Here is a 22423-nt window from a genome sequence, read left to right as displayed (position 1 = left end):
CTTGGGGCCGCGTTATTGCGGGGTACGGGCGCGGGGTAAAGCCGCAGCCCGAAGGAATCTTGCGCTGCCCCGCAACAAAATCACGCGCTCAATCCAGGCCGAGCGCTACCTTGCGCGAGACCAGGATGAAGCGCGGGCCTGCGCCGTTGCGCGCGGCGCGGTCGTCGGGATTGTAGAGCGCACATTTCTTCAGGCTCAGGCAGCCGCAACCGATGCAGCCGTCGAGATCGTCGAGCGTACGCTGGAGCTGGGCGATCTGCACTTCGATCCGCTTGCGAATGCCGCGGCTGATCCGCGCCCAATCCGCACTGGTGGGCGTGCGCCCCTCGGGCAGCTTGCCCAGCTCCTCGGCGATCTGCGGCAAGGTGAGGCCGAGCTGCTGGGCGATCAGCGCGAAGGAGATGCGGCGGATGTCCGATCGCAGGAACCGCCGCTGGTTGCCGCTGGTGCGGATCGGGTGGACGATCCCCTTCCCCTCGTAGAAGCGCACCGCCGACACCGCGATTCCGGTCCGTGCCGCCAGTTCACCGATCGTCAGCAGTTCGTTCCCGCGCACCGAAATTTCCCGCTTGACCTCAACTTAGGTTGAGGTTGTAGCTGCTCGCGGCATGGCATCCAATGAGGAAAGGAAATCCATGTCCCAGCCCTATATCGAGCATGTGAATGTCACCGTGCGCAGTCCCGAGCGCGCCGCGAAATTGCTTGGCGACCTGTTCGACTGGCATGTCCGCTGGGAAGGCCCGGCACGCGACGGCGGGCGCACCATCCATGTCGGCGACGAGCGCACCTATCTCGCGGTCTACACCCCGCCCGAGACGCCCGACCAGGCGATCTTCGAGAAGGGCCGGCCACTCAACCATGTCGGCATCCTGGTCGATGATCTCGACGAAATCGAACGGCGGGTGGTGAAGGCCGGGCTGATCCCGTTCGCCCATGCCGACTATGATCCTGGGCGGCGCTTCTACTTCCTCGACCATGACGGCACCGAATTCGAGATCGTCAGCTACGCGTAAATGTCTGGCTAACCTTCATTTTCGGCAACCCGCGGGCGGTGCGCGGGGTTCTCTTCGCTACCAGTTTACAAGGAGAGCCCGCGTGACCACCAACCATGACGTGTCCAAGCTCGACGACCTGATCGTCACCACCATCGACAGTGTGCGCGGCTATGAACATTCGGCCAAGCACGCCGATGCCGGCCGCTTCGTCCAGTTCTTCGAGGACATGGCCGACGAGCGCCGCCGCGTGATCGACGCGCTGTCCGCCAAAAGCCGCGAACTGGGCGGCACGCCGGCCGAATATGGCTCGACGGCGGCGACGATCCACCGGCGGGTGGAGGATTTCCGCCGCGTGCTCGGAGGCGGAGATGCTGCGATCCTGAGCGAGATCGAGCGTGGCGAGGATTATCTGAAGGAAGAATTCGACCGGGTACTCAAGGACGAGCGCATGTCGCCGGGCGCGATGGGCGTGGTCCGCGAATGCTACACCTCGGTGCTGCGCGGCCACGACACGACGAAGAAGCTTCGCGACCTGCTGCAGGCGGTGGACTAAGCCTCCCCGCCCTGCTTCCGCCGCCGGAACTCGGCGACCTTGGCCTTGTTGCCGCAGCGCTTCATCGAGCACCAGCGGCGCTCGCCGCCGCGCGAAGTATCGAGGAACAGCATCGCGCATCCGTCCGCCTCGCAGCGACGGATGCGCGAGGCCTGATCGCCGCCGAGCAGCAGGGCAGCCTCCCCCGCCAGCGTGGCGAGCAGCGCGGATGCGCCGCCCTGCAACCGCACGCGGCCGTCCTCTCCGATCTGCGGAATAGCGGGCACCCCGGCGGCCGCGACATTGACCTGGGCGATGTCGGCCGGAGTGCCCTCTCCACCAGCCAGCCGCGCGTCGACGATTGCGTGGATCGCCTCGCGAAGTGCTCGCGCCCGCTCCAGATCCCCGGGCGTTGCAGCGAGCGGCGATCCGGCGAAACCCGCCGCGACCAGCCAGCGTGCCAGATCATCGGTCTCGGCGAGCAGCTCGCGCTGCGCCGGCTTCAGACGCCCCGTTACCGTCGCCACCAGATCGAGTGCGGGATGCCCGCCCCGGAAGTGAAAACCGTCGCGCAACTCGCCGTCATGGAATTCCTGCATGCCCATGAAACCCTATTGACAGGTTACGAGCGTCGTCGCAACACACCCTTGTAACCGACTCGACAGGTTACATGGAGGAACGAGAGATGGTGAAACAACTCATCCTCGCCGCCGGCATGGTCGCCGCGGCGGGCAGCGGAGACGCGCGCGTGACAGACGAGGCGCCGAGCCTGGCCGGCACCTGGGTGATGGATTCTGCCTATGAAATCCTCGCCGACGGGCGGCGGGTGACCAATTATGGCGAGCATCCGCTGGGGCTGCTGATCGTCGACTCCGCAGGACGCTACAGCCTGCAGATCTTCCGGCGCGACCGCCCGGCCTTCGCCACCGGCGACAAGGCGCGCGGGACACCCGAGGAGTTCCGCGCCGCAGCGCTGGGATCGAGCACCCATTTCGGCCGCGTCCGCATCGATGCCGCCGCGAAGCAGCTCGTCTTCGATGTCGAGGGCGCTTCCTTCCCGAACTGGGAGGGCCGGCGCCAGGTGCGCGACTATGCGCTGCAGGACAGGCTGCTGCGCTATGCCGTGCCGGCCAGCGCTTCGGGCAACGGGACGACCGCCTATTCCATCTGGCGGCGCGTCCGGGAAGGCGGCGGCGATGGATGATTTCTACGGCCGCGAATGGGTGGAGCATCGACGCGCGCTGTTCGACGCGATCGGCGCGCTTGTCCGCTGGCTATCACGACGCCGGAAATGAAAAAGGGCGCGGTAGCCATCGCCACCGCGCCCTTTTCGTATCCGTGGAAGCCGAAGCTTACTCGGCGGCTGCGACCTCGGTCGGACGCGGATCGCGACGCTCGGCGATACGCGCCGACTTGCCGGTGCGGCCACGCAGGTAATAGAGCTTCGCGCGACGCACGACACCGCGGCGAACCACCTCGATGCTGTCGATGTTCGGCGAATAGAGCGGGAAGACGCGCTCGACGCCCTCACCGAACGAAATCTTGCGGACGGTGAAGCTCGAACCCATGCCCTTGTTGGCACGGGCGATGCACACGCCCTCATAGTTCTGCACGCGGGTGCGCTCGCCTTCGACGACCTTCACGCCGACCTTGAGGGTGTCGCCCGGGCGGAACTCCGGAATCTTCTTCGCCTCGTTGAACTTGGCGATCTGCTCGGCTTCGAGCTTCTGGATCAGGTTCATTTCTTGTCGTCCTGTTTTCGTCGCCGCGCGCCAGAGGGAGGTTGGACCCGAGCGCCCTCGTGGCGCTCCCAAAGGTCCGGCCTCCGTAGCCGTGTGTCGGTCTCGGCACGGCTTCTACGCCAGGCCTCGATCTTCGCATGATCCCCCGATCGCAGCACTTCGGGGATCGTGCGCCCTTCCCATTCAACAGGTCGGGTATATTGCGGATATTCGAGCAGCCCCGTTTCGAAGCTCTCGTCCATGCCGCTGGAAGGCGCGCCCATTACTCCGGGAATGAGGCGAATGCAAGCGTCAAGCATGGTGAGCGCTGCCATCTCGCCGCCGGACAGGATATAGTCGCCGATCGAGACCTGCTCGATCTCGCGCGCTTCGAACAGCCGCTCGTCCATCCCTTCGAACCGGCCGCAGATTACCACTGCGCCAGGGCCCTCTGCGATCTGGCGAACCCGGTCCTGAGTGAGTGGCTTGCCGCGCGGCGTCATGGCGAGGATCGGCCGACCAGGCGCCACGCTGTCGAGCGCGGCGGCGAGCACGTCCACCCGCATCACCATCCCGGCTCCGCCCCCGGCCGGCGTGTCGTCGACCGAGCGATGCTTGTCGGTCGCGAAGTCGCGGATCTGGACGGCTTCCATGCTCCACAGCCCTTCGCGCAGGCCGCGCCCGGCGAGCGATATGCCGAGCGGCCCGGGAAACATCTCGGGGTAAAGCGTTAGAACGGTTGCATTGAAGGTCACAGGGTCCAGTTCTCGATTCTCAACTCGGGAATATCCGCAAAATCACGTTCATTGTTGGTGATCAACGTAAGCCCCCTCGCGATCGCATGTGCAGCGATCAGTCGATCAAAGCTGGCTCGCTTGAATGGCAAGAACGGATAGGTGCCTTTGGCTGCGGCCAGATCGAAGTCAAGGACGGGAACTTGCCTCAGAAATGCATCAAGTACGAAAGGGTGCGGAATTTTTCCATTGGCGCTGCCAAAAGCAAGTTCAGCGCAGGTTATCGCAGAGATAGCCAACTCGCCTTCATCACAGAGGCGCACCCGCTCCTTCAGTCTCGGGTGATCCACACCGAAAAGCAGAATGCAGATGTTCGTATCGAGTAGATATCTCACTTCTGCGACGGCCCTTCCCAGTCAGGATCATCCCAGGGCCTAGGGCTAGCCTCAAATTCTCGTTCCTCACGAGTAAGCGGTTTCAAGCCGGGCAGCATCCCCATCCAGCCCTCGCCCGTAATTTTCCTCTTGGCGTCGGCAGGCTCGACCACGAAGCGGCCGGATTCCGCTCGCACCTTCATTTCCGCGCCCTCTTTCAGGCCAAGCGCTTTGGGCAAACGCAGGGCGAGCGAATTGCCCGATTTGAACACTTTTGCGCGATATTCTTCGCCCATCACGACCTCCTGTATATACAAAGTATATACATACGATTGAGGCGTCAAGGAACTAGCGGTGGGGCCGAGCGCTTGGCCCGACAGCATGGACGATTGCATCATCATCGGCGGTGGCCCTGCCGGCCTCACCGCGGCGATCTATCTGGCGCGGTTCCATCTCGACATCCGGCTGTTCGATTGCGGATCGAGCCGGGCGGCGCAGATCCCCTGCACGCGCAACCATGCCGGGTATCCCGAAGGCATCTCGGGCAAGGAGTTGCTCGCCCGCATGCTGGCGCAGGCGGAGAAATATGGCGCAGTGCGCGAACTTGCCGAAGTCGAAGGACTAAGGCTGATCGAGGGCGGATTCGGCGTGCGCGTCGGCGAGCGGGAGCATGCCGCGCGCACCGTGCTGCTCGCGACCGGCGTGGTGAACAACCGGCCGGACATGCCGAACGAGCTGCACGACACGGCGCTGGCCGGCGGACTGCTGCGCTATTGCCCGATCTGCGACGGCTATGAAGTGACCGACAAGCGGGTCGGCGTGATCGGCACCGGCAGCCACGGCATGGCCGAAGCGCTGTTCCTGCGCGGCTACAGCGCGGACGTGACGCTGATCGCTCCGGAAGCACATGCGCTGTCGGACGAGGAAGTGACGCTGCTCGACGAGGCGGGGATCGCCCGGATCGAGGGGCCATGCGGCGGCTATGCGATCGAAGGCGAGCGGATCGCGCTCGATACGGCCGAGGGACGCAAGGACTTCGACACGATCTACCCCGCGCTGGGATCGGTGATCCGCTCAGGCCTTGCGATCCAGGTCGGCGCGCGGGCGGATGAGAATGGCTGCCTGGAGGTGGACGATCATCAACGCACCAGCGTCCCCGGACTGTTCGCGGCCGGGGACGTGGCACGGGGACTCGACCAGATCAGCCATGCGATGGGTGAGGCCGGCGTCGCCGCCACCACCATCCGCAACCTGCTGGCAGAGCAGAAGCCGATCCGGCGCTAGCTGCCGCACCCGCCGCAGCCGCCACCGCCGCAGCCGCTGCTGCCACCGCCGTCGCCGCCACTGCTGCCACTCCCGCCATCGCCGCCCGAGCTTGCCGCCCGAGCCTGGTGGAAGCCGCCCCAGTCCGAGCCGACCAGCACCACCGTGCCGAACAGCGCCACGCCCAGGTCGGCCTCCCCGCCGGCCGGCGCCCGGCGGAGACGTTCATGGCGTTCGCGCGCCTCGGCCAGGACTTCCTGCCCGGCGCGGGTGCGCCGGTCGAGCGCGGCGAAGCGGATGAAAGCCAGGATCGCCGTGAGGACCAGGAAGAGCGTGAGATAGCCGACCGGCCTGCCCCGCGCCTCGCCGATCAGCAGCTTGGTGTAGCCGAAGCCGAGCAGCAGTAAGTAGGGCAAGGTCTGGAAGAAGCGCAACTGGAGCGCCTCGCCGGTGCCGATCAGCAGCTGGTCGGAAATCAGCCGCTGGCGAATGGCGTCGGCATGCTTGCCGATCGCTCCGGCGACCCGGCCCCAGCTCGAACTGTCGGGCAGCGCCAGCACGCTGCGCTCCACCGGCGTCGAGCCACCGAGATGGCCTGGCGTGTAGTGATCCTTGCCGTCCATCACGAGCTGACGGCTGGCGAGCAGCCGGGCGGCGACGGTCTCGGCAAGGCGGGTGCTGCCGCCGGCCAGAAAGGCGAGATGGTCGGCATCGATGTTGCGCGGGGTGCGGCCCTCGGGCCGGAGCCAGCGCGCTATGGTGAAACCGGCGATGATGGTGACTACCAGCAGGGCGCCATAGAGGATGAGAAACGGCCCGCCGGTAAGGTCGAAGGGTCCGAGCGACATAAAGTCCTAGCTCCTCAGAAAGGCCCATAGGACCAGCAGGAAGAGCGCCGCAAACGCTACCGGCAGCGCGATCCGGAATGGCCTCCGGGGCACGATAAATGCGTCGCGCGGATGCACGCGGCGCGCTTTGTGGTCCTGCAACAGGCGCCGCCCCGCGTCGGGCCACAGATCCGCGGGCGGCGTGCCGAAGACGTGCTCGTAGCTGCGCAGCGTCTCGGCATATTGGGTGAAGTAGCGATGCCCCTCCTCGCGTCCGCCGGCCGTAGGGCCGTGATGGAGTGGGCGGCCGAGCACCTGGGGGCAGAAGCGCTCCCAGTAATCCCGGGTATAGGTGAGGTGCAGGTGCCAGGCCTGGTCGACCTGGTCCGACGGGGTGACCGGATGCTCCGCCGTCACCGCGAGGAAGCAGAAGCGCTTATACTCCTCGATCACCCGTTCCGCCTCGGCAGGGCTCCAGCCATTCTCGCGCGCCAGCCGCTCGGCGAAGCTGAGCGCCGCGTCCTCGGGGCCGATGCTGTAATGGGAAAGCGCCGTCCAGACCGGGTGGTCGGTAGGGGTTCGAGACAGACCGGGGGCCTTGCTCATCTAAATTCCTACTAATATGGTAGGTTTAATTTGTCAAGGCTTCGGCACGGGTGTGAGCTTCAGCGACTGGATCGTGCTCGGCGTGGTCGGCGCGAGCAGGATCGTGCCGTCGAGGATGCCCTTGTCGCACTGCCAGCGGAACGCGCCGGAGAGCCGGCCGGTGGGATGTGGCGGCTCGCCCTTGCCGGTGCAGGCACCGAGCTGCGTACGAAGTGCGGCGAGGTCACTCCGCCAGTCGGCCGCGGAGCGGTCCATCAGGAAGTTCATCGCCAGCGATGATCGGGCAACCGCCACGTCTCCGGCGGCATAGATCGCGCGTGCGGTATCGAGCGCAGCAGCGAGGTCGGGGCTAAGCGGGGTCTCGGAGAAGGCCAGAGCACCGACCTTGTCGAGCCCGAACATCGCGTCCCAGGCGATGCCCGCCGCGCCGGTATAGGTGCGGTTGGTGAAGACGAAGATCCCCACGCCCGCCTCCGGCACCAGCAGCATGTGCGATCCATAGCCGGGATAGCCGCCGCCATGGTGCAGCATCATGCCGAGCTCGCAATCCTGCGAGACCCGCAGGCCCTTGCCATAGGCGGTGCCCTGCATGCAGCCGGTCTTGGCGGTGGCGCCGTAGCGCGGCGTCATCCGCACGAAGTTCAGCCCCTGCGCCAGTTCGCGCACCGTCGCACGCTTTACCGGTCCTGCGTCCGGCCCGTCGCGCGGCGGCCAGGCGGAGAGCAGGAAGGCGATCCACTTGGCATAGTCGTTCGCACTAACCTGCAGCCCACCCATCGGACCGAAGGCGCCGTTGCGCATGGTCGGCTCTTCCGTCCACGCCCCCTTCTCGAAGCGATAGCCGATCGCACGCCGCTCGATCGGCCATTCGCTCACTTCGAAGCCACTGGAAGTCATGCCGAGCGGCTTGAGGATCATGCGCTCGACATAGCTGCGATAGGGCATGCCCGAGACGTTCGCGACGATGTGGCCGAGCAACGCATAGCCGAAGTTCGAATATTCATGTGCCGTATCGGGCACCCGGCTGAAAGGCACACCGGTCTGGAGGAGTCTGGTGAACTCCGCTTCGGGCATCGGCGTCTGGCGATCGCCCCAGGGATCGTCGGTGACGAAGCCGGCGACGTGCGAGAGCAGGTCACGGATCCGGATGCGCGGGCTGTCGCTGGTCGGGTATTTCCAGCCACGCATCTCGGGCACATATTTCTCGGCATAGTCGTCGAGCGAAAGCTTGCCTGCATCGCGCAGCGCCAGGATCGAGAGCGCGGTGAAGGCTTTGGTCATCGACGCGATGCGGAACAGCGTATCGGGCGTGACCGGGCGCCTGGTGACGACGTCCTGCACGCCGAAGCCGCGGACATGGACGAGCTTGCCCTCGGCAACGATGCCATAGACCAGGCCGGGCGTCGGCGTGTCGCGCTGGAAGTTCTCGAACTGGCGGTCGATCGCTTCGAACTGCGGCTGCAACGCAGTGGCTTTCGTCTGCGCCGCCGCGGGTGCCGCCAAGCTACAGAATGCGGCTGCGGTGAGTGCGGTGCCGAACCAGTTCATGTGCTTCCCCCGATATTTGCCGGGACGATAGCTGGCCAACCGGGACGCGTCACTCGTGCGCTTGAGCTACATGTTTCCCTGGCGAAAGCCGGGGAGCTGCCAGGGATTCAGCACATCCGTCCCGTCGCCAGTGCAATCGCCCAGTCTGAGCGCCCTTCCACCTCCGCCTTTCGCGCAGCGGCAAGGTGGTCATAGGCGACCGTGTGAAGGCTGATCGCCTCGCCATCGATCACCGCATAACGCGCCAGCGGATCGCCATTCTCGACGCGGTAGGGCCGCGGATGATCGTCGTCATAGGCCTGCAGCCCGACGCTGCCGGGGTTCAGCACGCGGCGCCCATCGGAAAGCGCGAGCAGGCGCGGGACATGGGTATGGCCGCACAGGGTGAGCAAGGCCCCCTGCCCGCCCAGCCGCGCGGTGAGTTCGGCCTCGCTGGCGACACGCAGCGTCTCACCTTCAAGCGTATCGGTGAGCGGAGACACGTCGCTCGTCGGCGTGCCGTGGCAGAGGAACATGCCATCCAGCGCCAAAGTCTCGGGCAGGTTCGCCATCCAGGCCAGCGCCTCGGGACCCAGCGCCGCCCTGGTAAAGGCATCGGACGCGTTCATTCGCTCGGGCGGATCGGTGAGGACCTGGCGCTCGTGATTGCCGGCGATGGTCGGCCAGTCGCGCGCCATCAGCCAGGCAGCGGTCTCCGCCGGCCAGAGCGGGCCTGACAATATGTCACCCAGGTTGAGGAAGCGTGTGCAGCCGCGGGCCTCGGCATCGGTGACGGTCGCGATCAGGGCCGGCAAGTTGCCGTGAATGTCGGAAAGGACGGCGATCTTCGTCATTCGACGAAGGCGGCGCTCACCACCAGCCGCTCGGCATCCCATTCGGGCACCGCCGCAACGTTCATCGGCACCATGAAGCGCTTGGCCTTGCCATTCTCATCGGCTGGCCGCTCGATCTCGATCACGTCGCCCGCGCCGAAATCGTCGATCGCAACGACCTTGCCCAGCACTTCTCCTGCATCGGAGACGGCAGGGAGGCCCAGTAGGTCGACATGATAATATTCGCCCTCGCCCAGCGGGGGCAGCGCCGAGCGCGGCACGCGCAGCTCGGTGCCACGCAGGGCCTCGGCCGCATTGCGGTCGGCAACCTCTGCGAAGCGCGCGATCGTGCCGTTGGGCCCGCCGCGTACCGATTTGAGCGTCAGCGCACCGCCATTGAACTGGCGGTGCGTAGACAGGTCCTCGGCGAAGACCTTCAGGCGGACCTCGCCCGTCACGCCGTGCGCACCAATGACGACGGCAAGCGTGACGGGCTGATCGCTCGACAAGGCTTATGCCTCTGCCGGCGGGGTCTCTTCGGCGGTCGCCTCGGCGACCTGCTCGGCTTCCGCGGTCGGCTCCTCGGTGGCAGCCTCGACCTCGGCCGCGATCACGGCTTCGGCCTCAGCCTGCGTGTCCTCGGCCGGAGCAGCGGCGGCAGCGGCCTCGGCAGCCTTCGCCTCGGCAGCGGCTTCCTCAGCGGCCTTGATCTTCTCGGCACGCTCCTCAGCGCGCTCGACGGCCTTCTCGCCCGGCTTGCCCTTGTTCGGGTTGCTGCGCGCAGCGCGCTCCTTCAGGCCGGCGGCGTCGAGGAAGCGAGCGACACGATCGGTCGGCTGCGCGCCGACGCCCAGCCAGTACTTGGCGCGCTCACCGTCGAGCACGACGCGCTTGGCATCGTCCTTGGCGAGGAGCGGGTTGTAGGTGCCGATCTTCTCGATGAACTTGCCGTCGCGGGGCGAACGGGCGTCCGCAACGACGATGCGGTAGTACGGACGCTTCTTCGAGCCGCCGCGCGACAGACGCAGGGAAATAGCCATTACAATCTTCCTTCTTCGTATTCGTCAGCCCGGCCACGACCGGATCTGCTTTGGTTGCTGCCCCGCCGCCTGACGGCTGGGCGGGGTAATCACTTCTTCTTGAGCAAATTCTCGAAACCGGGCGGGAGCTGCGGTGCGCCGGGGCCACCAAGGCCCGGAAGCCCGCCGCCGGGGCCATCCAGCTTGCCCATCATGTCGCCCAGCCCGGCGCCACCCAGCGCGTTGCCGATGCCGCCCATGCCGCCGCCGGGGCCACCCTTGCCGAGCATGCCCAGCATGCCCTTCAGGCCGCCCATCTTCTTCAGCCGCTTCATCGCGGTCTGCATTTCCATATGCATCTTCAGGAGTTTGTTGACGTCCTGCACGGTCGTCCCCGAACCCTTGGCGATGCGGATCTTGCGCTTGGCGTTGATCAGGTCCGGCTTGGCGCGCTCCTTCGGCGTCATCGAGGTGATCATCGCGTCCATGCGGATCAGCACCTTGTCGCCGCCGACCTGGTCGACCGCTGCCTGCGCCTTCTTCATGCCCGGCATCATGCCGGCGAGCGCACCCAGGCCGCCCATGCGGCGCATCTGGGCAAGCTGGTTGCGCAGGTCGTTCATGTCGAACTGGCCCTTGGCCAGCCGCGCCGCCATCTTCTCGGCGTCTTCCTCCTGGATCGCAGCCGCCGCCTTCTCGACGAGGCTGACGACGTCGCCCATGCCGAGGATGCGGCCGGCAACGCGCTTGGGATGGAAGGGCTCGAGCGCGTCGAGCTTCTCGCCCATGCCGGCGAACTTGATCGGCTTGCCGGTGACCGCGCGCATCGACAGCGCCGCGCCGCCACGGGCATCGCCGTCCATGCGGGTTAGGATCACGCCGGTGAGCGGCACCTGCTCGGAGAAGCTCGATGCGACGTTCACGGCGTCCTGACCGGTGAGCGAGTCGACGACGAGCAGGATCTCGTTCGGCGTGGCGATGTCCGCCACCGCCTTCATCTCGTCCATCAGCGCCTGGTCGACGTGCAGTCGGCCGGCGGTATCGAGCATCAGGACGTCATAGCCCTGGAGCTTGGCGGCATTGAGCGCACGCCTGGCGATCTCGACCGGCTGCTGGCCGGCGACGATCGGCAGCGTCGATACCTCGGTCTGGGTACCCAGCACCGCGAGCTGCTCCTGCGCGGCCGGACGGTTCACGTCCAGCGACGCCATCATCACCTTCTTGCCCTGGCTCTTGAGCAGCCTGGACAGCTTGGCGGTGGTGGTCGTCTTGCCCGAGCCCTGGAGACCCACGAGCATGATGACGGCGGGCGGAGTGACGGCGATGTTGAGCTCGGCCGTGTCCGGACCGAGCATGTCCACGAGCGTGTCGTGGACGATCTTGACCACCTGCTGGCCCGGCGTGACCGAGCGGAGCACTTCGTGGCCGATCGCCTGTTCGGTCGCCTTCTCGACGAAGTCGCGCGCCACCGGAAGCGCGACATCGGCCTCCAGCAGGGCGATCCGCACTTCGCGCATGGCGGTGCGGACATCGGCTTCGGTCAGCGCGCCACGACCACGCAGGCGATCGAATACGCCACCCAGCCGTTCGCTCAGACTTTCGAACATGAACCCAGACACTCCAATTCCCGACCGCGAATCACCAAACGCAAAACACGCCGGCGGACGAAACCTCGTCGGCCGGCGTCACCCCTTGGGGTGGCAAATGTCTCGCGTTCAAAGAGAACGGTCGCGGCGGCCCCTACCCGATCCGCCCGCGCGAGGCAAGCCCGGGGCACGGGCGCAAAATATTGCACGAAGGTGTCACGGGCTTAACCCGTTCTATACCCTGGCCATGAGAAAACGCCCCGATCACAGTTGGGGATCGTCGCCGGCATGCCGCTGGACTTCGAAGAACAAGCCGTATCGCAAAGCGCCCAGCGCCCGAACCTGCTTTCGGGCGCGATCAGCGTTGCCGCGATCCTTTTGTTCGTCGGCATCGGCAGCGCGGTGCTGTCCAAGACGCTGCAATTCTATTTCGAGGGCGGCGAGCCGGCGGACCGCACGCTGGTCATCGCGCTGCTGCTCAACGTCGCGCTGATCCTGTTCGGCTGGCGTCGCCACAACGAGCTCAGCCAGGAAGTGCTGATCCGCACCGCCGCCGAGGAACGCGCCCAGCAGCTCGCCAATCGCGACCCGCTGACCGGCTTCCTCAACCGCCGCAGCCTCGCCGAGGAAGGCGCGGCGATGTTCGTCCGGGCCCAGCGCCGCCGCAAGGCGATGGCGATGCTGATGCTCGACCTCGATCACTTCAAGACGATCAACGACATGCACGGCCATGCCGTGGGCGACGCGCTGCTCCGCGCCGTCGCCGCCGAAATCGCGCACGTCATGCCGCCGATCGCGCTCACCGCGCGGCTGGGCGGCGACGAGTTCGCCTGCGGCTTCCTGTTCGATCCCACCGAGCCCACCGTCGTCGAGCGCATTGCCGAGCGGCTGGTCAGCCGCATGGCCCAGCCCTTCGAAGCCGAGGGACTGCGCCTGCACATCTCCTGCTCGCTCGGCATCGCCCGCTCCGACTTCGACTGCGCGAGCATCGACGCGCTGATGCGCTCGGCCGACATCGCGATGTATGCGGCCAAGAAATCGGGCCGAAGCCGCTATGCCTGGTTCGATCATTCGATGGAACGCGAGCTCCAGATCCGCAACGAGCTGGAAAATGGCCTGCGCACCGCGATCCCGCGCGGCGAGATCGTCCCCTATTTCGAGCAGCAGATCGACCTCAGCACCAACCGCCTGCACGGCTTCGAGGTGCTGGCGCGCTGGGAGCATCCGCAGCGCGGGCTGATCAGCCCCGAGCTTTTCATCCCGATCGCGGAGGAGACCGGCATGATCGCCGACCTCTCGCTGTCGATCATGCGCCAGGCCTTCCTCGCCGCGCGCGACTGGGATCCCTCGCTCACCCTGTCGATCAACATCTCACCCTGGCAGCTGCGCGACGCCTGGCTGGCGCAGAAGATCATCAAGGTGCTGGCCGAGACCGGCTTCCCGGCGAGCCGGCTGGAAGTGGAGATCACCGAGAGCGCGCTGTTCGACAATCTCGCACTGGCGCAGTCGATCGTCGGCAGCCTCAAGAACCAGGGCGCCCGGCTGGCGCTCGACGATTTCGGCACCGGCTATTCGTCGCTGGCCCACCTGCGCGCGCTGCCCTTCGACCGGATCAAGATCGACAAGAGCTTCATCATCTCGCTCAACTCGAGCGCGGATTCGGCAGCGATCGTCAACGCGATCATCAGCCTGGGCGAGAGCCTGAACCTGCCAATCACCGCCGAGGGCGTGGAAGACGCCGCGATCGAGGAGCGGCTGCGGGCCGCCGGCTGCGCCAAGGCGCAGGGCTGGTATTATGGCAAGCCGCTCTCGGTGAGCGGCGTGCGGCGATTGCTCGCCGAGCGCCGCCTGATCCACCCGGGCAGCGGCTCGGGCACGCCGGAAGCGCCGGATTCGGGGCAGAGGCTGGCGGGCTGAGCCCGGTTAGTCATGCTGAACTTGTTTCAGCATCTAGGGAGCCGCATGGGATAGTGACCGTGGAGCGCTGGACCCTGAAGCACGTTCAGGGTGACGGTTGATATTTTGCGGCGCCCTACCAGCCCGAACCCTCCTCGCTGAGAAACGCCCGCTCTTCCGCGGTCGATTCCCGCCCCAGCACGGCATTCCGGCTGGGAAAGCGCCCGAACCTGGCGATCACCTCCGCATGCTTCTGCGCGAAATCGAGAATGTACGCGTCGCCCAGCGAGCCGAACTTCTCGACGCTCAGCGCCTGCATCGCCGGGTCCTCGGCATGCTCGAGCGGCAGGTAAAGAAACTGGCGCTCCTCCGCCGTCATCGCCACCTCCCAGCCTCGGTTGATCGCCTCCAGCGCCAGCTGCAGGGCCAGCGGATCGGCGGCATAGGCCTCGGCGCTGTCGCGGTGGAGGTTGCGGCTGAACTGGTCGAGCAGGATGATCGCCGCGAGCACGGTTTCGGGATCGTCGCGCCAGCCCGCCGCACCCGATCCCAGCACGAGATCGCGCAACGGGCCGAAGCGCGCCTTGATCTCCGCATCGAGCTTTTCCGAGCGGGCGAAATGCTGCTCGGGCGTTAGCGCGAACCAGAAGCCCGTCACTTCGCGGGCCTTCGCGTGGACATCCAGGGTCGCTGCGCCTAGATCACCGGTCAAATGTCATCCCCTCACGTCATCAGCCTGGGCTGCCGACTCAACCTCGCCGAGAGCGAAACGATCCGCGCGCTGCTGACGGATCGTGACACTGTCGTGATCAACAGTTGCGCGGTGACCAACGAGGCCGTCAAGCAGACGCGCCAGGCGATCCGGCGCGCGCGCCGCGAGCGGCCGGGCGCCGAGCTGGTGGTGACGGGCTGCGCGGCGCAGATCGATCCCCAGGCCTTTGCCGCGATGCCCGAGGTCGACCGGGTGATCGGCAATGCCGAGAAGCTGGATGGCAAAGCCTGGGCCGCCCCCGAGCCGGTGCTGGTGCAGGACATCATGGCGGTGCGGGAGACCGCGCCGCATCTCGCCGCGAGCTTCTCCACCCATGCCCGCGCGTTCGTCGAGGTGCAGAATGGCTGCGACCATCGCTGCACCTTCTGCGCGATCCCCTATGGCCGGGGAAACAGCCGCTCGGTGCCCGCCGGCGCCGTGATCGACCGCGTCGCCCAGCTTGCCGAAAGCCATGCCGAGGTCGTGCTGACCGGCGTGGACCTGACCAGCTACGGCCCCGACCTGCCCGGCACCCCGAGCCTGGGCCAGCTCGTCGAGCGCGTCCTGACGCACGTTCCCGGGCTACAGCGCCTGCGGCTTTCCTCGCTCGACGGGATCGAAGTCGACGACCGGTTGTTTGCCCTGCTCACCGGGGAGCCACGCCTGATGCCGCACGTCCATCTCTCGCTGCAGGCGGGCGACGACATGATCCTGAAGCGCATGAAGCGCCGCCACAGCCGCGCCCAGTCGGTCGCGCTGGCCGAGCGGCTGCGCGCTGCCCGATCGGACATCGCGATCGGCGCCGACCTGATCGCCGGCTTCCCGACCGAAACCGAGGAAATGTTCGAGAACACCCTGGCGCTGGTCGCGGAGTGCAACATCGTCCACGCGCACATCTTCCCCTATTCGCCCCGCGCCGGCACCCCGGCGGCCAGGATGCCGCTTGTCGAGCCCGAAGTGGTGAAGGCCCGCGCCGCCCGCCTGCGCGCCGAAGCCGCACGCGTCAGGGACAATTGGCTGCAAAGCCTGGTAGGCAGCACCCAACAAGTGCTGGTAGAGCGCCCCGGAGAGCGGGGCCATGCCGGCAATTTCGCCGAGGTTCGCCTCGCCCCCCATGAAGTCGGAGAGATTGTGAGCGTCAAGATCGTGGATGTCCGGGACGGGAAGCTGATCGCATGAGCGGCCCCAGCTGGCACGAGCGCCTTCTCGGCGGCTTCCGCAAGACTTCCGACCGGCTGATCGGCAACCTCGCCGGCCTCGGTCTGGCCCGGCTCGACGATGCGACGCTGGACGAGATCGAGGAAGCGCTGATCGCATCGGACCTCGGCCCCGCCACTGCCGCGCGCGTGCGTCAGCGGCTCGCCGACGGCCAGTTCGAGCGCAACATGGAGGAGCTGGGCATCCGCCTCATCGTGGCCGACGAAGTCGCCAAGGCATTGGAGCCGGTCGCGAAGAAGCTGGAGATCGAGGCTTTCCCGCGTCCGCAGGTGATCCTGGTCATCGGCGTCAACGGATCGGGCAAGACCACGACGATCGCCAAGCTTGCCAACCTGCTGATGGAGCAGGATTATTCGGTGATGCTCGCCGCAGGTGACACGTTCCGCGCCGCTGCGATCGGCCAGCTTCGCACCTGGGCGGAGCGGATCGGCGTGCCGATCGTCTCGGGCGCCGAGGGCGGCGATGCCGCCGGCATCGTGTTCGAGGCAGTGAAGAAGGCGACCGAGATCGGCACCGACGTGCTGATCGTCGATACCGCCGGCCGCCTGCAGAACAAGACCGAGCTGATGGACGAGCTGGCCAAAATCCGCCGCGTGCTCGGCCGCCTCAATCCGGCGGCGCCGCACGACGTGGTACTGGTGCTCGATGCCACCACCGGCCAGAACGCGCTCAACCAGATCGAAGTGTTCAAGGAAGTCGCCGGGGTCACCGGGCTGGTGATGACCAAGCTCGACGGCACCGCACGCGGCGGCGTGCTGGTCGCGGCAGCGGAGAAATACGGCCTGCCGATCCATGCGATCGGCGTAGGCGAGAAGGTGGACGATCTGCGTCCGTTCAATGCGCAGGAAGTGGCGCGCATCATCGCGGGCGTGGAGGAGCTTACCAATGGCTGAGAAACAGGCCGCCTCGCCCGGCGTTCGGATGCTGATCGATTACGGCCCGCTCGCGGTGTTCTTCGGCGTCAATGCGATCGCCCAGGGCCCGGTGCTCGCCCGCGTGTTCGCGGCGACCGTAGCATTTATGATCGCGATGGCGGCGGCGATCGCGCTGAGCTGGTGGAAGACCCGTCACGTCTCGCCGATGCTGTGGATCACCGCCGCGTTCGTACTGCTGTTCGGCGGGCTCACCCTCTATTTCCATGACCAGACCTTCATCCAGATCAAGCCAACGATCATCTATGCGATGTTCGCCGTGGTGCTCGGCTACGGCGTGATCGCCGACAAGCCGCTGCTCCAGATGCTGCTCGAACAGGCCTATCCCGGGCTCTCGGCGCGTGGCTGGCGGCTGCTGACGATCAACTGGGCGCTGTTCTTCCTCGCCGCCGCAGTGGTCAACGAAGTCGTTCGCCACTTCGTCAGCTGGGACCAGTGGGTATTCTTCAAGACCTGGATCATGATTCCGGTCACGCTCGTATTCGCGATGCTCAACATCCCGCTGCTGCTCAAGCACGGCCTGCAGCTCGAGAAGCCCGAGGAGGCGCCGATCCCGCCACAGGAGTAAGCGGCGGTGTCGAGCAACCTCTATCGCGCAGTGCGCGCCACCAACTGGCTGCGGCGCCAGGTGCGCACCAATTCGCTGTGGTTCCTTGCGCTCTCGATGCTCGTCGGGATTGGTGCGGGCGCCAGCGCGATCGCGCTCGGCCAGCTCGCCCGCGGCACCCAGCGGCTGTTGTTCGGCCTGGCACAGGGTGAGCATCTGAGCGCCGCCAGTCAGATCGAGCCTTGGCGCCTGGTCTCCCTGCCCGTCGGCGGCGCACTGCTCGGGCTGGTCCTGTGGTTCCTGCGCCGACGCAAGGCGGTCGACATCGTCGAAGCCAATGCGCTGCACGGCGGCCGCATCCCGGCGCGCGACACCGCCACCGTGGTCGGCACGACCCTGCTCTCCAACAGCTTCGGCGCCTCGGTGGGGCTTGAGGCCGCCTATGCCCAGGCAGGCGGTGGCCTCGCCTCGCTGCTCGGCCAGAAGGTGAAGCTGCGCCGTGGCGACCTGCGCACGTTGATGGCCGCCGGCGCGGGCGCGGCGGTGAGCGCGGCATTCGGCGCACCGCTAACCGGCGCCTTCTACGCTTTCGAAGTCGTGCTCGGCGCCTATAGCCCGGCCACGGTTGCCCCGGTGATGCTCGCCGCACTGTCCGCCGCAGTGCTGGCACGAGGGCTTGGCATGACGCCCTATGTGATCGCGGCGGGCGGCATGCATCCGATCGGGACCGCCGACTATATCCTCTACGGCGTGCTGGGCGTACTCTGCGCCGGGCTCGGCATCGTCCTGATGCGACTGGTCTCGCTGGTCGAGCACGCGGTGCATCGCTCGAAGCTGCCGATGCACTGGGCGCCGCTGGTCGGCGGGCTGCTGCTGGTGCCGCTGGCGATGATCTCGCCCCAGGCGCTGTCCGGCGGTCACGGCGCACTCAACCTCAACCTGATGGCCGAAGTGACGATCGCCGGCCTCGCCCTGACGATCCTGCTCAAGATGCTCGCCTCGGCGATATCGCTCGGTTTCGGCTTTCGCGGCGGCCTGTTCTTCGCCTCGCTGTTCCTCGGCTCACTGGTCGGGCGGCTCTACCAGGTGATGCTCGCACAGGTGCCCGGCCTGCACGTGCTGGCGCCCGACGATGCCACCGTGGTCGGCATGGCGGCGCTTGCCGTCGCGGTGGTCGGTGGGCCGATGACCATGTCGCTGCTGGTCCTCGAAGTGACCCATGATTTCAGCATCACCGGCGTCGCGCTCGCCGCCACGCTGATTGCCTCGACCGTGGCGCGCTCGACCTTCGGCTATAATTTCTCCACCTGGCGCCTCCACCTGCGCGGCGAGACGCTGCGCAGCGGCCGCGACGTGGGCTGGATGCGCGCGCTCACCGCCGTCCAGATGATGCGCCGCGACGTGCCGCAGATACCCGCCTATTCGAGCGTCTCCGCCTTTCGCGAGCGCTTCCCGCTCGGCTCGACAACGCGGGTCGTGCTGCTCGACGTGAAGGGCCGCTATGCCGGCATCGTCGAGACCGCCGCCGCCTGGTCGCCCGAAGTCGAACCGGTCGCCGAAATCGGCACCCTCGCCCGCCTGCCCCAGGCGAAGCTGTCACCGGAAATGGGGATCGGTGAGGTACTGGAGATGTTCGACCGCGTCGCGGCGGACGATCTCGCCGTGGTCGATCGCGAAGGCAATGTCATCGGCCTGATCACCGAGCGCCACGCCCGCCGCCGCTATGCCGAGGAACTGGAGCGCTCCCAGCGGGAATTGTACGGCGAGGCCTAGTGCTTGCGCTGCCCGCTGCGCTTGGCGGCAATGTCATTGCGCAGAGCCTCACGCCGCACGAACAGCTCGGCTTCCTCGGAAGGGCTTAGCCCGCCTTCGGCATAGCGCGCCTCCAGCACATCGACCTGCCGAACCTCGCGCTTAAGCTGCCGCGCCTCGCGCCGGGTCAGCTGGTTGCCCTGACGCCCCTTTTGGATGTTGCTGATCATCTGGGCGGTCTCGCCGGTGCGGAAATCGCGGGCCATCGCACCGCCCGATGGGCCCTTCAAGGTCGGCCCGGGCCAGATCTGCGCCGAAGCCGGCGCCGCGACGATCAGCAAGGGGGCAAGGATCAGATAGCGACGCATGAGGCTTCTCCCGTTCCCGACACGATCGACGGCGCAAGTTGAATGCCGGGTGAATGCCCGGGAAACCGTGATAAACCATGTCCTTATCCGTTGCGTTGCCGATACGGCATAGCTCTCGCCAGTAAAGTTCTATGCATATCCATGCATATATCCCTATGCGCGCCGCCATCTTCCACGGATCGGGAACTGAACACCATGCGGTTACTCGCCCTTGGCGTGCTGCTGGCGATGTCGACGCCGGCCGCCGCCCATGCCCAGGACAATTCGCAGCAGATGCGCGACATGGTCGCCCAGATGCGCGCCACCGCGGCACAGATGAAAGGGCAGCTTCCGCCCGAGGACATCGCCGAGATGCTGCGCTCGGCCGACGAGATCGAGAAGGGCATCAAGGACGGCGCCTATGCCGCCCCCGCCCCGGCCGCTCCCGATCTCACCGCCCGTATCGCCGCCGCGCACCAGGGCAAGCTCGACTGGCTGATGGGAGAGCCCGCCTGCGTTGGTTATATGTGGGAGAACTGGCGGACCTTCCGTCTCCAGTCCGGTGATCGCGACGCCCAGCGCGACACGCTCTGCCGCAAGGCCTTCTCGAGCTATGAGGACTATTTCCTCACCACCCGCAACGGCGGCGATCGCGCCCATGCGATGCGGGCGCTGGCCGCGTACGAGAAGGCAGCGCAGGAAGCGGTCGACTTCTTCGAGCGCAAATAGGCCCGCAAACGAAAAGGGGCGCCCGATCGCTCGGACGCCCCTTTCTGAACGCTTGTCGCGAAAGATCAGCTGTCCTGGTCAGCCCGGCCCACGCCGGCGCCGTCGAGGTTCTGCGACACGAAGTCCCAGTTGATGATGTTCGCGGTGATCGTCTCGAGATACTTCGGACGCAGGTTGCGATAGTCGATGTAATAGGCGTGCTCCCACACGTCGATCGTGAGCAGCGGCTTCATGCCCTCATAGACCACCGGCGTATCGGCGTCGTGCAGCGAGGTGACCTTGAGCTGGTCGCCGTCGAGCACCAGCCAGCCCCAGCCGTTCGAGAAGTGCGCGGTCGATTCAGCGACCAGCTTCTTCACGAGCTCGTCGGTCGAACCGTACTGCGAAGCGATCAGCTCGGCGAGCTTGCCGCTCGGCGCGGTCTTCTCGCCGGTCAGGCCCTGCCAGAAGAAGCTGTGGTTCCAGATCTGGGCCGAGTTGTTGAACAGGCCCTTGTCGCCGGTTTCCTTGGCGTGCGCGATCACTTCGCTGAGCTTGCGGCCCTCGAGGCCCTTCTCGGCGATGAAGCCGTTGGTCTTGTCGACATAGGCCTTGTGATGCTTGCCGTGGTGAAACTCGAGCGTCTCGGCCGACATATGCGGCGCCAGCGCGTCCTTGTCGAAGGGAAGCGGGGGAAGTTCGAAGGCCATTTGGTCTCTCCAGGTTCACCAGGGGGTTCACCCGGGCAACGAACCGCCGGGCGATGCGGTCCCTCCCCTAACCCGCAAAATTCATCGCTGTCGCGGAAAAATCGTTGCGTCGCGCAAATGAAAATTTCGATCGGGCGCGATTGGCAGAATTACTATTGCAAACGCTAATCAATAGCTTGATTTTCGTACGTAATATTTATTCCGTCATCCCCGCGAAAGCGGGATCCAGCGTCACACAGGACGTCGCTTTGTTATCCTGAATCCCCGCCTTCGCGGGGATGACGAAGCGGAAATTACCCGCCCACCTGCAGCAGTTCATGCCGCTTCAGCGCGTGGCGCAGCTGGTCATAGGTAAGCCCCAGCGCCTCCGCCGTCGCCCGCTGGTTGAAGCGGTGATCGGCGAGCGCGCGCTGGAGCAGCTCCTTCTCGAACCGCGCCACCCGACCCTTGAAATCGGTTGCGCCCGAAAGTGCCGCGGGCTGCTCCTCGAGCACCACCGGTGCCGCCGCCGCGACAGGCGTTGCAGCACTCGAAGCGCTCCCCTGCATCGTGCGCAGGCGATAGGGCGACTGGAAGGGATCGATCTCGATCGCATCGATCGGGCCGTCCTGCTCCCAGCGATAGACGGCGCGCTCGACGACGTTGCGCAGCTCGCGGACATTGCCGGGCCAGTCGTAATTGGTGAGGATGTCGAGCGCGTGCGGGCCCCAGCCCGGCCAGTCGACCCAGCCGATCTCGCTCGCCATGCGCCGGCCGTAGAAATCCGCCAGCACCTCCACGTCCCCGCCCCGGTGCCGAAGCGGCGGCAGGGTGACCACCTCGAAGCTCAGCCGGTCGAGCAGATCGGCGCGGAAACTACCCTTGTTGACCCGCTCGGGCAGATGCTCGTTGGTCGCCGCCACGATGCGGACATCGACCGTCACCGGCCGCGACGATCCGATCCGGGTGATTTCGCCATATTCAACCGCGCGCAGCAGCCGCTCCTGCGCGCCCATCGACAGCGTGCCCAATTCGTCCAGGAACAAGGTACCGCGATGCGCTTCCTCGAAGCGGCCGATCCGCGCCTTGGTCGCACCGGTAAAGGCACCGGCCTCATGGCCGAACAGCTCGGCCTCGATCAGCGTCTCGGGCAGCGCCGCGCAGTTCATCGTCACCAACGGCTGGTCCCAGCGCGGGGACAGGCGGTGGAGACGCTCGGCGACCAGTTCCTTGCCGGTGCCGCGCTCGCCGATCACCAGCACCGGGCGATCGAGCGCGGCGGCGCGACTGGCACGCTCCAGCGCATCAAGGAATGCCGAGGATTGGCCGATGACCTGGGTTATGCGCTCCATGCCAAATCCTTGGTGTATTTTCCCAACACTTGGCAAGTTAAATCCGCCACCTGAATGCCTTATGAACGGCAAAAACGGCAGATTTCTGCGGTTTTCGGAAATTGGCACGCCCCCTGCAAAGCATATGGCAAGCCCGCTGACGGGCCTGGATAAACACCAAGGTTCAGGGAAACAGGAACATGAACGCCAACGCCGCCTACTACCGCAACGCCTT

The 22423-nt window shown here is 66.3% G+C and carries 27 protein-coding genes; 10 read left to right on the top strand and 17 right to left on the bottom strand.

Annotated features, from left to right (window positions below; translation table 11 throughout):
- Nucleotides 1-88: 88 nt before the first annotated feature.
- Nucleotides 89-556, bottom strand: a complete 468-nt coding sequence (soxR, locus tag O3305_RS01980) for a redox-sensitive transcriptional activator SoxR (protein WP_184167326.1) — start codon at nucleotides 554-556, stop codon at nucleotides 89-91.
- A gap of 79 nt (nucleotides 557-635) precedes the next feature.
- Between soxR and O3305_RS01975 the strand changes: the two genes are divergently transcribed.
- Together O3305_RS01975 and O3305_RS01970 are read left to right on the top strand one after the other, a co-directional pair.
- A complete protein-coding gene (locus O3305_RS01975) occupies nucleotides 636-1013 on the top strand; it encodes a VOC family protein (protein WP_269574922.1) in 378 nt (125 codons plus the stop codon).
- An 82-nt stretch (nucleotides 1014-1095) separates the two neighbouring features.
- Nucleotides 1096-1548: a ferritin-like domain-containing protein gene (locus O3305_RS01970; RefSeq protein ID WP_269574921.1), complete on the top strand. Its 453-nt coding sequence runs from the start codon at nucleotides 1096-1098 to the stop codon at nucleotides 1546-1548.
- Here the strand turns inward: O3305_RS01970 and O3305_RS01965 are convergent.
- Nucleotides 1545-2132, bottom strand: a complete 588-nt coding sequence (locus O3305_RS01965) for a CGNR zinc finger domain-containing protein (RefSeq protein WP_269574920.1) — start codon at nucleotides 2130-2132, stop codon at nucleotides 1545-1547. The genes O3305_RS01970 and O3305_RS01965 overlap by 4 nt on opposite strands.
- Before the next feature lie 80 nt (nucleotides 2133-2212).
- Between O3305_RS01965 and O3305_RS01960 the strand changes: the two genes are divergently transcribed.
- Nucleotides 2213-2731 carry a lipocalin-like domain-containing protein gene (locus O3305_RS01960; protein WP_269574919.1) on the top strand — a complete coding sequence of 173 codons (519 nt, stop codon included), beginning with the start codon at nucleotides 2213-2215 and terminating at the stop codon, nucleotides 2729-2731.
- 148 nt (nucleotides 2732-2879) lie between these two features.
- Here the strand turns inward: O3305_RS01960 and rplS are convergent, their stop codons facing one another.
- From rplS to O3305_RS01940, 4 genes are read right to left on the bottom strand one after another with little or no spacing between them, the layout of a single operon-like run.
- Nucleotides 2880-3269: a 50S ribosomal protein L19 gene (gene rplS / locus O3305_RS01955; protein WP_184167341.1), complete on the bottom strand. Its 390-nt coding sequence runs from the start codon at nucleotides 3267-3269 to the stop codon at nucleotides 2880-2882.
- The gene (gene trmD, locus O3305_RS01950) at nucleotides 3266-4003 is read right to left on the bottom strand and encodes a tRNA (guanosine(37)-N1)-methyltransferase TrmD (RefSeq protein WP_269574918.1); all 738 of its coding nucleotides are present in this window, start codon (nucleotides 4001-4003) and stop codon (nucleotides 3266-3268) included. The genes rplS and trmD overlap by 4 nt, the downstream gene beginning before the upstream one ends.
- Complete coding sequence (locus O3305_RS01945; protein WP_269574917.1) at nucleotides 4000-4377, bottom strand: type II toxin-antitoxin system VapC family toxin; 378 nt, start codon at nucleotides 4375-4377, stop codon at nucleotides 4000-4002. Before O3305_RS01945 ends, trmD begins: the two co-directional genes overlap by 4 nt.
- The gene (locus O3305_RS01940) at nucleotides 4374-4652 is read right to left on the bottom strand and encodes an AbrB/MazE/SpoVT family DNA-binding domain-containing protein (RefSeq protein ID WP_269574916.1); all 279 of its coding nucleotides are present in this window, start codon (nucleotides 4650-4652) and stop codon (nucleotides 4374-4376) included. Before O3305_RS01940 ends, O3305_RS01945 begins: the two co-directional genes overlap by 4 nt.
- A gap of 85 nt (nucleotides 4653-4737) precedes the next feature.
- Here O3305_RS01940 and O3305_RS01935 point away from each other — a divergent pair, with 85 nt between their 5' ends.
- Complete coding sequence (locus O3305_RS01935; protein ID WP_269576427.1) at nucleotides 4738-5640, top strand: NAD(P)/FAD-dependent oxidoreductase; 903 nt, start codon at nucleotides 4738-4740, stop codon at nucleotides 5638-5640.
- Here O3305_RS01935 and O3305_RS01930 read toward each other — a convergent pair.
- The 7 genes from O3305_RS01930 to ffh all read right to left on the bottom strand — a co-directional run bounded on the left by O3305_RS01930 (nucleotide 5637) and on the right by ffh (nucleotide 12038).
- Nucleotides 5637-6467 (bottom strand): TIGR04222 domain-containing membrane protein, encoded by an 831-nt coding sequence (locus tag O3305_RS01930; protein WP_269574915.1) that lies wholly within the window; start codon nucleotides 6465-6467, stop codon nucleotides 5637-5639. The genes O3305_RS01935 and O3305_RS01930 overlap by 4 nt on opposite strands.
- A gap of 6 nt (nucleotides 6468-6473) precedes the next feature.
- Nucleotides 6474-7052, bottom strand: coding sequence for a glycine-rich domain-containing protein (locus O3305_RS01925; protein ID WP_269574914.1), 579 nt, complete (start codon nucleotides 7050-7052; stop codon nucleotides 6474-6476).
- 33 nt (nucleotides 7053-7085) lie between these two features.
- Entirely contained in the window at nucleotides 7086-8555 is a 1470-nt protein-coding gene (locus O3305_RS01920; protein ID WP_269574913.1) for a serine hydrolase domain-containing protein, read from the bottom strand.
- 152 nt (nucleotides 8556-8707) lie between these two features.
- Entirely contained in the window at nucleotides 8708-9433 is a 726-nt protein-coding gene (locus tag O3305_RS01915) for a metallophosphoesterase family protein (RefSeq protein WP_269574912.1), read from the bottom strand.
- Nucleotides 9430-9921 (bottom strand): ribosome maturation factor RimM, encoded by a 492-nt coding sequence (gene rimM, locus O3305_RS01910; RefSeq protein ID WP_269574911.1) that lies wholly within the window; start codon nucleotides 9919-9921, stop codon nucleotides 9430-9432. The genes O3305_RS01915 and rimM overlap by 4 nt, the downstream gene beginning before the upstream one ends.
- A gap of 3 nt (nucleotides 9922-9924) precedes the next feature.
- Nucleotides 9925-10452: a 30S ribosomal protein S16 gene (gene rpsP / locus O3305_RS01905; protein ID WP_269574910.1), complete on the bottom strand. Its 528-nt coding sequence runs from the start codon at nucleotides 10450-10452 to the stop codon at nucleotides 9925-9927.
- Nucleotides 10453-10541: 89 nt separating this feature from the next.
- Nucleotides 10542-12038 carry a signal recognition particle protein gene (ffh, locus tag O3305_RS01900; protein ID WP_184167370.1) on the bottom strand — a complete coding sequence of 499 codons (1497 nt, stop codon included), beginning with the start codon at nucleotides 12036-12038 and terminating at the stop codon, nucleotides 10542-10544.
- Nucleotides 12039-12305: 267 nt separating this feature from the next.
- On the opposite strand from ffh, the gene O3305_RS01895 reads away from it, so the two are divergent.
- Nucleotides 12306-13934: a putative bifunctional diguanylate cyclase/phosphodiesterase gene (locus O3305_RS01895; protein ID WP_269574909.1), complete on the top strand. Its 1629-nt coding sequence runs from the start codon at nucleotides 12306-12308 to the stop codon at nucleotides 13932-13934.
- Nucleotides 13935-14049: 115 nt separating this feature from the next.
- On the opposite strand, the gene O3305_RS01890 is transcribed toward O3305_RS01895, so the two are convergent.
- Nucleotides 14050-14625, bottom strand: coding sequence for a DUF924 family protein (locus O3305_RS01890; RefSeq protein WP_269574908.1), 576 nt, complete (start codon nucleotides 14623-14625; stop codon nucleotides 14050-14052).
- Here O3305_RS01890 and mtaB point away from each other — a divergent pair, their 5' ends adjacent.
- From mtaB to O3305_RS01870, 4 genes are read left to right on the top strand one after another with little or no spacing between them, the layout of a single operon-like run.
- Nucleotides 14626-15843, top strand: coding sequence for a tRNA (N(6)-L-threonylcarbamoyladenosine(37)-C(2))-methylthiotransferase MtaB (gene mtaB, locus O3305_RS01885; protein WP_269574907.1), 1218 nt, complete (start codon nucleotides 14626-14628; stop codon nucleotides 15841-15843). It begins immediately after the preceding gene.
- On the top strand, nucleotides 15840-16775 hold the full coding sequence (gene ftsY / locus O3305_RS01880; protein ID WP_184167379.1) for a signal recognition particle-docking protein FtsY: 936 nt from the start codon (nucleotides 15840-15842) through the stop codon (nucleotides 16773-16775). Before mtaB ends, ftsY begins: the two co-directional genes overlap by 4 nt.
- Complete coding sequence (ispZ, locus tag O3305_RS01875; RefSeq protein ID WP_269574906.1) at nucleotides 16768-17382, top strand: septation protein IspZ; 615 nt, start codon at nucleotides 16768-16770, stop codon at nucleotides 17380-17382. Before ftsY ends, ispZ begins: the two co-directional genes overlap by 8 nt.
- Nucleotides 17383-17388: 6 nt before the next feature.
- Complete coding sequence (locus O3305_RS01870; protein WP_269574905.1) at nucleotides 17389-19134, top strand: chloride channel protein; 1746 nt, start codon at nucleotides 17389-17391, stop codon at nucleotides 19132-19134.
- Here O3305_RS01870 and O3305_RS01865 read toward each other — a convergent pair.
- A complete protein-coding gene (locus tag O3305_RS01865) occupies nucleotides 19131-19481 on the bottom strand; it encodes a hypothetical protein (protein WP_269574904.1) in 351 nt (116 codons plus the stop codon). The two genes, O3305_RS01870 and O3305_RS01865, sit on opposite strands and share 4 nt — an antisense overlap.
- A gap of 195 nt (nucleotides 19482-19676) precedes the next feature.
- Here O3305_RS01865 and O3305_RS01860 point away from each other — a divergent pair, with 195 nt between their 5' ends.
- The gene (locus O3305_RS01860; protein WP_269574903.1) at nucleotides 19677-20189 is read left to right on the top strand and encodes a hypothetical protein; all 513 of its coding nucleotides are present in this window, start codon (nucleotides 19677-19679) and stop codon (nucleotides 20187-20189) included.
- Nucleotides 20190-20254: 65 nt separating this feature from the next.
- Here O3305_RS01860 and O3305_RS01855 read toward each other — a convergent pair whose 3' ends face one another.
- The gene (locus O3305_RS01855) at nucleotides 20255-20878 is read right to left on the bottom strand and encodes a superoxide dismutase (RefSeq protein WP_184167385.1); all 624 of its coding nucleotides are present in this window, start codon (nucleotides 20876-20878) and stop codon (nucleotides 20255-20257) included.
- A 293-nt stretch (nucleotides 20879-21171) separates the two neighbouring features.
- Entirely contained in the window at nucleotides 21172-22209 is a 1038-nt protein-coding gene (pspF, locus tag O3305_RS01850) for a phage shock protein operon transcriptional activator (protein WP_269574902.1), read from the bottom strand.
- Between the last annotated feature and the right edge of the window lie 214 nt (nucleotides 22210-22423).

This window comes from Sphingomonas sp. NIBR02145, from assembly GCF_027359115.1.
GTDB classification, from domain to species: Bacteria; Pseudomonadota; Alphaproteobacteria; order Sphingomonadales; family Sphingomonadaceae; genus Sphingomonas; species Sphingomonas kyeonggiensis_A.
This window is presented reverse-complemented; position numbering and strand designations above follow the sequence as displayed.

Excerpts from the sequence above, each read along its gene's own strand:
- O3305_RS01975 (WP_269574922.1), top strand. The coding sequence starts at position 636 with ATGTCCCAGCCCTATATCGAGCATGTGAATGTCACCGTGCGCAGTCCC.
- O3305_RS01965 (WP_269574920.1), bottom strand. The coding sequence starts at position 2,132 with ATGGGCATGCAGGAATTCCATGACGGCGAGTTGCGCGACGGTTTTCAC.
- O3305_RS01960 (WP_269574919.1), top strand. The coding sequence starts at position 2,213 with ATGGTGAAACAACTCATCCTCGCCGCCGGCATGGTCGCCGCGGCGGGC.
- rplS (WP_184167341.1), bottom strand. The coding sequence starts at position 3,269 with ATGAACCTGATCCAGAAGCTCGAAGCCGAGCAGATCGCCAAGTTCAAC.
- O3305_RS01940 (WP_269574916.1), bottom strand. The coding sequence starts at position 4,652 with ATGGGCGAAGAATATCGCGCAAAAGTGTTCAAATCGGGCAATTCGCTC.
- O3305_RS01935 (WP_269576427.1), top strand. The coding sequence starts at position 4,738 with ATGGACGATTGCATCATCATCGGCGGTGGCCCTGCCGGCCTCACCGCG.
- O3305_RS01930 (WP_269574915.1), bottom strand. The coding sequence starts at position 6,467 with ATGTCGCTCGGACCCTTCGACCTTACCGGCGGGCCGTTTCTCATCCTC.
- O3305_RS01925 (WP_269574914.1), bottom strand. The coding sequence starts at position 7,052 with ATGAGCAAGGCCCCCGGTCTGTCTCGAACCCCTACCGACCACCCGGTC.
- O3305_RS01915 (WP_269574912.1), bottom strand. The coding sequence starts at position 9,433 with ATGACGAAGATCGCCGTCCTTTCCGACATTCACGGCAACTTGCCGGCC.
- rpsP (WP_269574910.1), bottom strand. The coding sequence starts at position 10,452 with ATGGCTATTTCCCTGCGTCTGTCGCGCGGCGGCTCGAAGAAGCGTCCG.
- ffh (WP_184167370.1), bottom strand. The coding sequence starts at position 12,038 with ATGTTCGAAAGTCTGAGCGAACGGCTGGGTGGCGTATTCGATCGCCTG.
- O3305_RS01895 (WP_269574909.1), top strand. The coding sequence starts at position 12,306 with ATGCCGCTGGACTTCGAAGAACAAGCCGTATCGCAAAGCGCCCAGCGC.
- mtaB (WP_269574907.1), top strand. The coding sequence starts at position 14,626 with ATGTCATCCCCTCACGTCATCAGCCTGGGCTGCCGACTCAACCTCGCC.
- ftsY (WP_184167379.1), top strand. The coding sequence starts at position 15,840 with ATGAGCGGCCCCAGCTGGCACGAGCGCCTTCTCGGCGGCTTCCGCAAG.
- ispZ (WP_269574906.1), top strand. The coding sequence starts at position 16,768 with ATGGCTGAGAAACAGGCCGCCTCGCCCGGCGTTCGGATGCTGATCGAT.
- O3305_RS01865 (WP_269574904.1), bottom strand. The coding sequence starts at position 19,481 with ATGCGTCGCTATCTGATCCTTGCCCCCTTGCTGATCGTCGCGGCGCCG.
- O3305_RS01860 (WP_269574903.1), top strand. The coding sequence starts at position 19,677 with ATGCGGTTACTCGCCCTTGGCGTGCTGCTGGCGATGTCGACGCCGGCC.
- O3305_RS01855 (WP_184167385.1), bottom strand. The coding sequence starts at position 20,878 with ATGGCCTTCGAACTTCCCCCGCTTCCCTTCGACAAGGACGCGCTGGCG.
- pspF (WP_269574902.1), bottom strand. The coding sequence starts at position 22,209 with ATGGAGCGCATAACCCAGGTCATCGGCCAATCCTCGGCATTCCTTGAT.